At 36.8% G+C, this 12,048-nt stretch carries 15 protein-coding genes; 14 read left to right on the top strand and 1 reads right to left on the bottom strand.

Annotated elements, in window-relative coordinates:
- Positions 1-12: 12 nt before the first annotated feature.
- The 7 genes from EJF36_RS11465 (at position 13) to EJF36_RS11435 (ending at position 5,303) form a co-directional block, all read left to right on the top strand.
- On the top strand, positions 13-675 hold the full coding sequence (locus EJF36_RS11465) for a flagellar brake protein (RefSeq protein ID WP_312028262.1): 663 nt from the start codon (positions 13-15) through the stop codon (positions 673-675).
- A gap of 81 nt (positions 676-756) precedes the next feature.
- Complete coding sequence (locus EJF36_RS11460; RefSeq protein WP_125906454.1) at positions 757-954, top strand: YpfB family protein; 198 nt, start codon at positions 757-759, stop codon at positions 952-954.
- 88 nt (positions 955-1,042) lie between these two features.
- Entirely contained in the window at positions 1,043-1,726 is a 684-nt protein-coding gene (gene cmk / locus EJF36_RS11455; RefSeq protein ID WP_125906453.1) for a (d)CMP kinase, read from the top strand.
- Positions 1,723-2,304, top strand: a complete 582-nt coding sequence (locus EJF36_RS11450; protein WP_125906452.1) for a lysophospholipid acyltransferase family protein — start codon at positions 1,723-1,725, stop codon at positions 2,302-2,304. Before cmk ends, EJF36_RS11450 begins: the two co-directional genes overlap by 4 nt.
- A gap of 183 nt (positions 2,305-2,487) precedes the next feature.
- Entirely contained in the window at positions 2,488-3,621 is a 1,134-nt protein-coding gene (gene rpsA, locus EJF36_RS11445) for a 30S ribosomal protein S1 (RefSeq protein WP_125906451.1), read from the top strand.
- A 13-nt stretch (positions 3,622-3,634) separates the two neighbouring features.
- Complete coding sequence (gene fni, locus EJF36_RS11440) at positions 3,635-4,684, top strand: type 2 isopentenyl-diphosphate Delta-isomerase (RefSeq protein WP_125906450.1); 1,050 nt, start codon at positions 3,635-3,637, stop codon at positions 4,682-4,684.
- 25 nt (positions 4,685-4,709) lie between these two features.
- Entirely contained in the window at positions 4,710-5,303 is a 594-nt protein-coding gene (locus EJF36_RS11435) for a GNAT family N-acetyltransferase (RefSeq protein WP_260471883.1), read from the top strand.
- A gap of 562 nt (positions 5,304-5,865) precedes the next feature.
- Here the strand turns inward: EJF36_RS11435 and EJF36_RS11430 are convergent.
- Positions 5,866-6,012 (bottom strand): YpzI family protein, encoded by a 147-nt coding sequence (locus EJF36_RS11430; RefSeq protein ID WP_125908353.1) that lies wholly within the window; start codon positions 6,010-6,012, stop codon positions 5,866-5,868.
- Between the two features lie 191 nt (positions 6,013-6,203).
- On the opposite strand from EJF36_RS11430, the gene EJF36_RS11425 reads away from it, so the two are divergent.
- From EJF36_RS11425 to EJF36_RS11395, 7 genes are all read left to right on the top strand, one after another.
- Positions 6,204-6,806 (top strand): YphA family membrane protein, encoded by a 603-nt coding sequence (locus tag EJF36_RS11425; RefSeq protein WP_125906449.1) that lies wholly within the window; start codon positions 6,204-6,206, stop codon positions 6,804-6,806.
- Positions 6,803-7,699 carry a YIEGIA family protein gene (locus EJF36_RS11420; protein WP_125906448.1) on the top strand — a complete coding sequence of 299 codons (897 nt, stop codon included), beginning with the start codon at positions 6,803-6,805 and terminating at the stop codon, positions 7,697-7,699. Before EJF36_RS11425 ends, EJF36_RS11420 begins: the two co-directional genes overlap by 4 nt.
- Entirely contained in the window at positions 7,696-7,881 is a 186-nt protein-coding gene (locus EJF36_RS11415; protein ID WP_125906447.1) for a capping complex subunit for YIEGIA, read from the top strand. The genes EJF36_RS11420 and EJF36_RS11415 overlap by 4 nt, the downstream gene beginning before the upstream one ends.
- A gap of 371 nt (positions 7,882-8,252) precedes the next feature.
- The gene (der, locus tag EJF36_RS11410; RefSeq protein WP_125906446.1) at positions 8,253-9,563 is read left to right on the top strand and encodes a ribosome biogenesis GTPase Der; all 1,311 of its coding nucleotides are present in this window, start codon (positions 8,253-8,255) and stop codon (positions 9,561-9,563) included.
- A gap of 19 nt (positions 9,564-9,582) precedes the next feature.
- A complete protein-coding gene (locus tag EJF36_RS11405; RefSeq protein ID WP_125906445.1) occupies positions 9,583-10,617 on the top strand; it encodes an NAD(P)H-dependent glycerol-3-phosphate dehydrogenase in 1,035 nt (344 codons plus the stop codon).
- Between the two features lie 347 nt (positions 10,618-10,964).
- Positions 10,965-11,177: a DUF2768 domain-containing protein gene (locus EJF36_RS11400; RefSeq protein ID WP_395940586.1), complete on the top strand. Its 213-nt coding sequence runs from the start codon at positions 10,965-10,967 to the stop codon at positions 11,175-11,177.
- A gap of 18 nt (positions 11,178-11,195) precedes the next feature.
- The gene (locus tag EJF36_RS11395) at positions 11,196-11,921 is read left to right on the top strand and encodes a hypothetical protein (protein ID WP_125906443.1); all 726 of its coding nucleotides are present in this window, start codon (positions 11,196-11,198) and stop codon (positions 11,919-11,921) included.
- Positions 11,922-12,048: the final 127 nt, after the last annotated feature.

Genomic DNA, 12,048 nt, shown 5'->3' with positions numbered 1-12,048 from the left:
GGAGAGATTTTCATGATAGCAAAGATTGGGACAACCTTTACGTTAGAACCGAAATACGGTAATGAAATTGAAGTCTTGAAATGTAAATTAGTTGAACAAAAAGGGAACTATTTATATATTGATTATCCTATAAATATAAAAACAAGACGTACAGCCTTACTAATTGATGGGACACAAATAAAAGTTTCTTTTGTGATAGAATCAACTGTGTATTCCTTTGATACAGAGGTGCTGGGACGAGTAAGGCAACGAAATATTCCGATGCTTATTTTGTCTTATCCCGGTGATGATCAGCTTGTAAAGATACAACGCAGAGAATATGTGCGCGTTGAAACAGCTGCAGATGTAGCAGTACATTCGCTAAATGATGAGTTCAAGCCGTTTGTTACAGTTACTACAGATGTTAGTGCAGGGGGAGCGGCACTGATTGTTCCCAAAAAAGTGAATTTAGAAGCAAACATGAAGGTGATAACTTGGTTTGTTTTACCAATGGAGTCTGGCGAATATAATTATCTACGTATTTATGCAAAAATCATTCGTATCGTACCAGGTAAACAAGGTGAAGCGGATAGGGCACCGATTGAGTTTATAGATCTAGAGGAAAGAGATAGGCAACACATCATTAGATACTGTTTTGACCGCCAACTAGCTTATCGTAATCGGACAAGAATGTAGAAGTGAATATATGTTGAAAGGGATACAAATTTCAAAGTATGTTGATACTATTATAAATAATTTTCTAATAGGAGTTAGCATATGAAAAGATTAGAATCAATTTTAATTAAATTTGTTATCATTCAATTTGTTTTTTTGCTAATTGCACAAGCGTTTGTCCTATATAGTCCATATACGATGTACACATCTAAACTAGTAAAGTACGAAGGTGTGACCCAAAATAATTTCATAAAGATGATGGAAACCTTCGACCAAAAACCTTCAACTATGATAAAATAAAAGTTGTGCAGGATTACATATACCTGCACCTTTTTGAGGAACAAACGTGAACTTACACGTAAATTGTGGTGTTGAAGTAGGAGGGCTTATGGAAAAAAATATTTCAATTGCAATTGACGGTCCAGCGGGTGCTGGGAAAAGTACGGTTGCAAAAATTGTAGCCGATAAACTAGGCTTTGTTTATATTGATACTGGCGCTATGTACCGCGCGTTAACTTGGAAAGCTATACACTCAGACGTTAATTTAGAAGATGAAAAACTATTAACAAATTTATTACATAGTATTGATATACGACTAATGCCAACACATGGTGGTAAACAGAAGGTTTTTGTTAATGATGAGGATGTTACTGAAGCTATTAGATCTGTTGAGGTAACAAACAGCGTATCTATAGTTGCTAAGCATCATTATGTCCGGTTAGAGATGGTTGAACGACAACGGCAACTTGCAGCGAGCAGACCAGTTGTAATGGATGGACGAGATATTGGTACGCATGTTTTACCTAAAGCAGAAGTGAAAATATTTTTCATCGCTACAGTTGACGAACGAGCGAAAAGACGTTACGAAGAAATGCTTCAAAAGGGTATGCAAGCTGACTTGGAAACGTTGAAAATTGAAATTGCAAGACGAGATAAGCTGGATTCAGAACGCGAAAGCTCGCCACTGAAAAAAGCTGAGGATGCCATCACAGTGGATACCACATATTTAACAATTGATGAAGTTGTTACGCAGATTCTAAATATTGTTAAAGAAAGGGTGGGACCTGCTTGAATTTTTATACATTCGCAAAGAATGTTGTTAAGGGAATCTTTTTTATGGGTATGAAAATTGAGGTTATTGGAAAAGAGCACTTTCCAACTACAAAAGGGGTGTTGCTTTGCAGCAATCATATTAATAATCTTGACCCCCCGGTTGTTGGGATAACTGCTCCGAGAGATGTTCACTTTATGGCAAAGGAAGAATTATTTAATGCACCTATATTAAAGCACTTAGTCCCTAAGCTCAAGGCGTTTCCTGTAAAAAGAGGTATGAGTGATCGTGAAGCACTTCGAAAAGGATTAGCTATTCTAAAAGAAGGCGATGTACTTGGTCTTTTTCCCGAAGGCACACGCTCGAAGACGGGCGAACTAGGAAAAGGATTAGCTGGTGCAGGTTTTTTTGCATTGAGGACGGATGCCGAAGTTGTTCCATGTGCTATAGTTGGCGAGTATAAAATGTTTGGCAAGCTTAAGGTTGTATATGGAAAACCTATACCGATGATCGAAGCGCGTGAGCGTAAGGCATCTGCCGAGGAAGTAACAGAATTAATTATGAACGAAATACGAATGCTAATTGAAAAGAATAATTAGTTAAGTACTTTCTTCTTGACAAACAAGTCTATTTGTAAGAAGTTAGAAAAAGGAATAGTTTTCTAGCGAATCAAACTTGGTAAAAATTTTACCTAGTTTTTGGGTAAGTAAACTAATACCCAATGCTGAAATATAAACTATAATTACACAGTCTGTTGTCTGGGATTCAAGGAGGTAATTTCAATGGATGAAATGAATCAAATTGAAGTCAAAGAGTTACAAATTGGTGAATTGGTTCAAGGTACTGTTCGAAAAGTAGAAGAAAAACAGGTATTGGTCGATATAGAGGGGAGCAAGCTCGATGGTATTGTGCCGATAAGTGAGCTTTCAAGCCTCCATGTTGAAAAAGCATCTGATGTAGTGTCTGAAGGGGATGTAATTGATCTAAAAGTAAAGAAAGTAGAAGAAGACGCACTGATTTTATCAAAACGTCTAGTGGATGCTGAAAAAGCTTGGCAAGACCTTGAAAGCAAATTTCAAACAGGTGAAGTATTTGAAGCTGAAATTAAAGATGTTGTTAAGGGTGGCCTTGTTGTAGATCTTGGTGTACGTGGTTTTATTCCGGCCTCACTAGTTGAGCCCTTCTTTGTAGAAGACTTTACGGATTATAAAGGTCGTACATTAACATTTAAGGTAGTAGAGCTTGATAAAGAGAAGAACCGTGTTATTTTATCACATCGTGCTGTAGTGGAAGAAGAACAGCAAGCAAAGAAAGCGGATGTATTAGCGTCTGTTCAACCTGGGCAAGTTTTAGAAGGTAAAGTACAACGCTTAACAGATTTTGGTGTGTTTGTTGATATCGGTGGAGTGGATGGATTAGTGCACATTTCACAATTATCACATGAACACGTCGATAAACCATCGGATGTAGTGGCCGAGGGTGATCAAGTTAAGGTTAAAGTTCTATCAGTAGATCGTGATACCGAAAAAGTGTCTTTATCCATAAAAGAGACATTACCAGGTCCATGGGAAAACATTTCTGAGAAGATTAAAGTAGGAAGTGTAATTGAAGGTACAGTTAAGCGTTTTAAAACATTTGGTGCATTTGTGGAGGTTCTTCCAGGTGTTGAAGGACTTGTACATATTTCACAAATTTCTCATAAGCACATTAAGTCCCCTCAAGAAGTATTAAGCTTAGGGCAAACTGTAAGTGCGAAAGTTCTAGATGTTAATGAAGCAGACAATCGAATTTCTTTAAGTCTAAAAGAACTTGAAGAAGTCGCAAAAGAAGAAGATTACAGCTCTTATAAGCCAGAAGAGTCTAGTGGTTTTTCGTTCGGAGATGTAATCGGAGATCAGCTTAAAAAATTAAAATAATGGTGGTGCTTATATGTCCCGAGTGAGTCGAAAGCTGGATCATATTCAATTTTCACTTGAGACTGGGCAACTTCGGAATCATGGATTTGATGATATTGTCTTTGTGCATCAGAGCCTACCAGAAGTATCATTAGATAAAATTGATATCTCAACCAAAATCGGCGAACTGTCCTTACGTTCGCCGATTTTTATCAATGCAATGACTGGTGGCGGTGGAGAAGAAACGTTTAACATCAATGATAAGCTTTCTTCTATAGCGCATTTGAATGGTTTAGCCATGGCGGTAGGTTCACAAATGTCAGCAATTCGTGACAGGTCTCAGGCGTATACATATAAAATTGTTAGGAAAAACAATCCAAACGGTATTGTTGTAGCAAATTTAGGCTTTGATGCTCGTGCAGATGAGGCTGAAGCTGCTGTTGAATTATTAGAGGCCGATGCTATGCAGGTTCATATTAATGTGGTTCAAGAACTCGTTATGCCCGAAGGAGATCGGAATTTTGAACATGTACTTAAGAATATTGAACAAATTGCAAACAGATTATCTGTGCCAATCATCGTGAAGGAAGTTGGTTTTGGCATAAGTCGTGAAACTTCCCAAAAACTATTCAACGCTGGTGTGAAAGTAGTAGATGTTGGTGGGTATGGTGGTACGAACTTTGCTAAAATAGAAAATAAACGTCGTGATAGAATGTTTAATTTTTTCAACGATTGGGGCATTACAACAACTGCATCTATTGCAGAGGTTGCACGTTCAACACCATTGGTTTCGATAATTGGCTCTGGAGGAATTCAATCTGCATTAGAAATAGCGAAATCCATTGCTCTTGGTGCATCTGCATGTGGAGTTGCTGGCTATTTCTTAAAGATTTTATTACAAGAAGGAGACGAAGCGTTAGATCAAGAAATTAAAATGATATCTTCTGATCTGCGTTTTATTATGACGGCATTAGGTGTCTCTACTATTCAAGAATTACAAAAGGCTCCTCTAGTTATTAAAGGGGACACGCATCATTGGCTTACTCAGAGAAAGATAGATACGTTGGTATATAGTAACAGGTAAGCCTACAGCGGGAGTGTGAGTTTAATTGAAGGATCCAATACTTTTTGATTTTCCTACACAATTCGAAACAGATAGATTACTTATACGCATGCCCATACCAGGGGATGGGCGAGCGGTCTATGATGCCATTACTGCGTCGCTGTCTGAATTAAAACCATGGATGCCATTTGCACAAAACGAACAATCAATGGAGGATGTTGAGAAAAACATTCGTGAGGCGCATATTGATTTTATAAAGAGAGAGGATTTACGATTGCTAATCTTCTTGAAAGACACTAATCAGCTTGTTGCTTCTTCCGGATTACACCGAATTGATTGGGATGTCAGAAGGTTTGAAATTGGATACTGGATTGATTCTCGGTTTAGCGGACATGGGTATATAACGGAAGCAGTTAAGGGTATAGAAAATTTTGCTATAACTGAGCTTAATGCACGAAGATTAGAAATCAGATGTGAGCCTGAGAATGTAAAAAGTCGGGCCGTTGCTGAGAGGTTAGGTTATTCATTAGAAGGAATTCTAAGGAAAGACGCGTTATCAGCGGATTCTGAGGAGTTAAGAGACACGTGTGTATACGGCAAAGTTGTTGATAAAGAAACAAAAGGTATTGCTCACGCGTAAATCAATAAATTATTATAAAACCTTTTACTATCACAAAAACCTTCAAGACGTCTGTTTAGCCGCGACATACAACTGTCTGAAGTTTTTTCGGGAACGGCACACTTAAATCATAGGAAAATTCGGCTTATATTTTCTCTCTTTCATTTATTTTCTAAGCTAGACAGTAATCTAAGCTTATAAAAACAAAAATAGACGATTTGACTCCTAAAGAGTTGAATCGTCTATTTTTTATTACCGTTAAAGAAAGTAAATGTTGTTTAACCTAGATTGGTATCTAGCTCTAGCGCCTAGTCAGTTTTTCATCTATGAATAATCTTCATTGAGTATCTTTTTTAAAAGCATGATATAAAATATGATGCTTTTCACAGCTCAAGGTCTTAAGCCGTCCCTCTCTCAGGAGGGAAGGCCCTTCCTGCGGGGGACGTCTTAAGCTGGTTGGGGTGAGCAAGGTGCTTGCGCTTTTCTTTCTAGAACTAGTTTGCCTATCCGCTCCTCAAAGCCAAATTTTGAGGGGAAAGACTAACTGGGGACGCGTTACCATAGTTTCATTTACCTAGTGTTTTTATTTTGCGTATTTGTCTTTATTTCGCGCTCTTGCATGTTCTGGTCCTTCAAGTTTCGTTGCTCCGCCATAATGTAAGGCTTGGTCACGGTCTGACTCGGTGCGTCCTTCTTTTCTTAGCTTTGTTTCTTGACGATCATTTCCCAACATAATCCCTCCTCATAATAATATCTTTATTATTTTTTTCTACTTAATAAAAAATATGTAAGACCCTATTTTGAATTATAAAACAGGTAATAAATAATAAAGAATATCCTAAATTCTCATGTGGTTTTATCTTTTTGTTCGGTTATTTTTCAGAAAAAATACCAATAATGAAGTGGTAGGGGGGTGAAGCTGTGGATGGAGCTATATTTTATTGGTTGTATTGGATAGGTTGGGTCATAACAACCTTTTTAATGAATAAGGGGAAGCTGAGGACTTTAGTTGCTACTTGTTTGTTAATTTCAATAGCTTTTTCAACGTCAGTAGTAACTTTATTTAATACGGACATTAATGCTTTAGTTATATTATATTTTCTTGGTTGCTATTTTCTCATTCGTAAATACCCAAAGCGTTCACAATTTTATTATTTAATTGTTAGTCTCTCTATTACGATGGCTTATGTAAGCTTTCATGTGTTTTCATTGTTTGATCCGGTTTGGTTAGTGTTTAATAAACTTTGGATGCTTGTTTTTTTATTAGTTTACTTAAATCTTTTACTAGTGAAGAATGTTCTAGCAAGACTATTAACACTACTTCTAGGAATCTTACATGGTGAGGTATTGTACGCCATTGTTTTGTATAACTTTCGCTTTCCGTATGAGATTGGTTCGTTGTTCTTTTGGGATGCTTGTGCATTAATGATTACTGGCATATTGTTGTGGAGCGGTCTCGAAAATATATCTCAATATTGGAATTCTACACTACAAAAACAAGTGAAGGAGAGACAAGGAACATGAGTGAATATTCATATCCTATTTTATTTGGAGTTATTATTGGAACATTAACTCGTTTATATATGCTTCGAACTGATTATAGACAATATCCTACATATTTGCATGGGAAAATCATTCACGTCGCACTTGGCTTCATAGCCGCTAGTCTCGGAACAATTGCTGTTCCTGCAATTCTTGAAGAAGAGTTCACAGCTATTACTTTTTTAGCATTGGCAGCTTCGCAATTTAGAGACGTGAGAAATATGGAACGAAATACGTTAACTGAAGTTGATAGCTATGAACTTGTATCTCGTGGAAAGACCTATATTGAAGGCATTGCTATTGCTTTTGAGGGACGAAATTACTTAGTTATTTTTGCGTCTTTTGTTAGTACATTCGTATATATATTGACCAATATATTTTTTGCTTTAATTGTAGGAGTTATAGCTATTTTTTTGGCACATAGATTAATGTCTGGAGGCACACTGAAAAGTATAGTTGATATTGAATATGTCGAGCCTAGGTTTGATGGTGCTGGATTATATGTTGATAATATATATATCATGAATATAGGTATACCAGATAGGCAACAGGAAATTTTGAAATACGGCATGGGTTTTATTCTCAAACCAAAGAGCTTTAATGCAAGAATGACAATAGCAAACCTAGGACAGCGTCAAGCAATCTTACACGACGTTTCAACAGCACTCGGTGTTTTTCGTGACTCTGGTACACCAGCTTTAGTACCGCTTGCAAAACGTGACTTAGATGATGGTAGACTAGGTGTGTTTGTGTTACCACAGGAAAAAGATATTGAAAAGGCAATCGCAATTATCGGACAAGTACCTGTTTTAGAAAATGCTATTCGGATGCCGACAGAATCAAAAGTGAATAAAAAGGGGCGAGAGCTTAAATGAACCTTGAGAAATATATTTTGGCAGCAATCACTACAAATCCGAATAAGATTATCGGAGGGACACCTGTGTTTAATTGTAATACAAAAGAAGAAATGGATTATTATGCAGCGAACCTTGAAGCTATTTTGGATGGAATTGCACACAGTTTAAGTGAAGAAGTATATATTATTGTTAAACATTAATATATAATTGTGATAGTATTGTGTATTTGATACAATAACTTAGCTAAGACCTTCCGACTTGGAGGGTTTATTTATTACCGTAAAGGAAAGAATAAACTTTCTGAATCTAGATTATTGGCTAGTTTCATCGTCTAGTCAGTATTCACCTGTGCTACGTCAATTTAGGTCAAGCTGTTAACTGAAATCTTAGCAGCTCAAGGCGCACATCGCATTTTACCGAATGCAGGTCCTTCCTATAAGTGATGACTTAAGTTTGGGCTAAGCAATGAGGACAATACAATACATACAAGTAAAAAAGACAGCTTTTATTGGCAGCTTATTTTTGGAATTATATCTGCTTAAGAGCTTTGTTAAATAAGGAGTGAAAAAATATGGCAAAACCAATTATTGCAATTGTAGGGAGACCTAACGTTGGTAAATCAACGATTTTCAATAGAGTGGCTGGGGAACGTATTTCAATTGTAGAAGACGTGCCTGGAGTTACACGAGATCGGATATACAGCCCTGCTAACTGGCTGAACTATGAATTTAATATTATTGATACAGGTGGTATTGATATCGGTGATGAGCCTTTCTTAGAGCAAATCCGTCAACAAGCTTATATTGCTATTGACGAGGCCGACGTTATTATTTTTATTGTTAATGGACGAGATGGTGTGACCCCAGCTGATGAAGAGGTTGCAAATATTCTCTACAGATCAAAAAAACCAGTGGTGTTAGCTGTTAATAAAATTGACAATCCTGACATGAGAGAGAATGTTTACGATTTTTACACATTAGGCTTCGGCGAACCTGTTCCTATTTCAGGGGCACATGGATTAGGTATTGGAGACTTGTTAGATAAGGCATGTGAGCATTTTCCGACGAATATAGAAGACGATTATGATGAAGATACTATTAAATTTAGCTTAATCGGTCGTCCAAATGTAGGTAAATCATCACTTACTAATTCTATTTTAGGTGAGGATCGTGTCATTGTAAGTAATATTGCTGGTACTACAAGAGATGCTATTGATACTGCATTTACTAGAGAGGGACAAGAATATGTCATTATAGATACAGCTGGCATGCGAAAGCGTGGTAAGGTGTATGAATCTACTGAAAAATATAGTGTGTTAAGAGCTTTAAAAGCAATTGAACGTTCTGATGTTGTACTTGTTGTTCTAGACGGTGAAGAAGGAATCATTGAACAGGATAAAAAGATAGCAGGATATGCTCATGAATCAGGACGGGGTGTCATCGTTGTTGTTAACAAATGGGATGCGGTTGAAAAAGATGAAAAAACAATGAAAAAATGGGAAGAAAAAATTCGTGATCATTTTCAATATATTGATTATGCACCTATTGTCTTTTTGTCTGCGATAACCAAAAAAAGAATTCATAATCTTCTTCCTGTTATTCAGCAAGTTAGTGAAAATCACTCATTACGAGTTCAGACGAACGTATTAAATGATGTTATTATGGATGCGGTGGCGATGAACCCGACTCCTACTGACAAAGGGAATCGCTTGAAAATTTATTACTGCACACAAGTTGCTATAAAGCCACCAACGTTTGTTATTTTCGTTAACGACCCAGAGCTATTACATTTTTCATATAAACGTTTCTTAGAAAATAGAATTCGTGATGCATTTGGTTTTGAGGGGACACCAATTCGCATAATTGCGCGTACTAGAAAATAATAAAGAGAGGGGACGAACTATGAAAGAAATTGCGGTGTTAGGAGCGGGAAGTTGGGGTACAGCACTTTCGTTAGTATTATCTGACAATGGTTATCGCGTTAGACTTTGGGGTCATTTAGCAGAGCAAATAGATGAAATAAATCAGCAACGTACAAACAAAAAGTATGTACCTGATATAGTGTTGCCAGATAGTATTCAAGGATATTTGTCTTTGGAGGAAGCTTGTAAACATCTTGATATCATAGTGTTAGCAGTACCTACAAAGGCTATTCGTGAAGTCTTGCGCCAAGCGGTTCCTTTGTTTGGATCTGCTAAGCACATTGTGTCTGTTGCGAAAGGAATAGAACCAGATACTCATTTGCGAATTTCAGAGATTATTGAAGAGGAAGTACCTGACAATTTACGGGAAAGTGTTGTTATTTTATCAGGACCTTCACATGCAGAAGAGGTTGTGCTTCGTCATCCAACTACAGTCACCGTGTCGTCTAAAAATAAACAAGCAACTGAACGAATTCAAGATACGTTTATGAACCAAAACTTTCGTGTGTATACAAACCCTGACCTTATTGGCGTTGAATTGGGAGGCGCATTAAAAAATATTATTGCGCTAGGTGCGGGTATTTCTGATGGCTTAGGACATGGAGACAATGCTAAAGCTGCTCTTATTACAAGAGGACTAGCAGAAATTGCTAGACTTGGAAGTGCTCTTGGTGCCAACCCCCTTACATTTTCCGGTTTAACGGGCGTAGGAGATTTAATTGTTACATGTACTAGTGTACATTCCCGGAATTGGAGAGCAGGACACATGCTTGGAAAAGGCAAAGCGTTACAAGATGTATTGGATAGCATGGGGATGGTTGTCGAAGGCGTGAGGACAACAAAAGCAGCGTATCAGCTTTCTAAAAAGCTAAATGTTGAGATGCCAATCACTACAGCTATATACAAATTACTATTTGAAGACGTGAGTGCAAAAGAAGCAGTTGAATCATTAATGGGACGAATGAAGACACATGAGATGGAAGACCTTGTTAATATCCTTGAAGATCGCAATTAATTGAGGCGCAAGCTCACAAATGAAGGGAATAACGCATATAATGTATCGCCCGACTAACATTTTCATGATGCATATTTTTAGTTTATTAGGCAGATGAGGATACAACAACAAACTAACAGGCATACAATGCAACGTAGCAATTTGTGAGTTGGTCGTTCGATAGGGTGTGAAGGTCACGTGAATTGAAGCAAGATAGCCCCTCTTGCTTCCTTTTTTTATGGAGCTATAGCGCTCGTGTCTATGAAACTTTTATTATCAAATCGTTTATATTGAAAAAGTAACTGATATTGTAATATATTTTATTCATGATTGTATGGCGATATGTTATAATACGAACGAATAAGGAGATGATACACTTGTCACCAGGCTTAATAAAAATGTGGTTCTCACTAGCAGGACTTGGATTCATGTTTATATCTGTGTTTTTTGTTTATTTAGCTCAATTTAAGCTAAAAAATCGTATCTTACAGTTCATTTTGAATTTTGTTTCGTTGGTACTAATATTATTATCAGGTCTGATTATCTTCTTTATCGTCTTTTCAGGACCTGTATCAGAATAGTAAAGAGGTAGAATTATAATGAATAAAAAGATTTACATATTCTTTATGGTTAGTTGTATGCTTTTGTTATCCGGTTGCTTATATCCTCAATCACGTTTACAACAAAATCAAGTACCATATCAGCATCAATTAGATAGTGTTCAAGCTGCCGTTCACTCGTTTCAAAAAGATACAGGCGGTTTATTGCCTATTAAGACTCGTGATATGACAACTCATGTGTATCAAAAGTATCCGATTGAATTTTCGAGACTTGTTCCTAAATATTTGCCTGAACCTCCTGCAAATGCATATGAAGCTGGTGGTGTGTTTGTTTATGTACTAGTTGACGTCGAAAATACCCCAACTGTTAAGCTATTAGACATCAGATTAGCGGAGAAGATAAGTGAGCTTAATTTAAGGGTTGATATTTATCGACAGTCTAATGGTTATCCACCGTTCAAGGAAGTTATTTCGGATAAAGTATACGCACTAGATTACAGTAAATTAGGGTATAAAGAGCCACTACAGGTTATTAGTCCATATTCTGGAAAAGGGCTGCCGCTTGTAATGAATAATGAGGGTAAAATATTTGTTGACTATCGAATTGATTTATATGACGCTCTTCAATCTAATCAGCATGCCTTTAAACATGGTGATGATATTCGTGGTATTTTAGTTGACACGACTATGTTCGTACCTGCTTATTCCTTGCCTTATACTGTTAATGATAAAAATGAGCCAATATTTTTAATAAAGAAGTCATGAACCTTTCGCTTATGAATAGACTCATAAGAGAAAGGTTTTTTTGTTGTCTACTACTATCTTGGACATTCCGATAGACAAAATATCATACATAGATGTTTTTTTCTATTAAATGTCATAGTTAGTAGGA

The organism is Bacillus sp. HMF5848, from assembly GCF_003944835.1.
Lineage (GTDB): Bacteria > Bacillota > Bacilli > Bacillales > HMF5848 > HMF5848.
The sequence above is the reverse complement of the archived record's forward strand: the minus strand, read 5'-3'. Positions and strand labels throughout refer to the sequence as shown.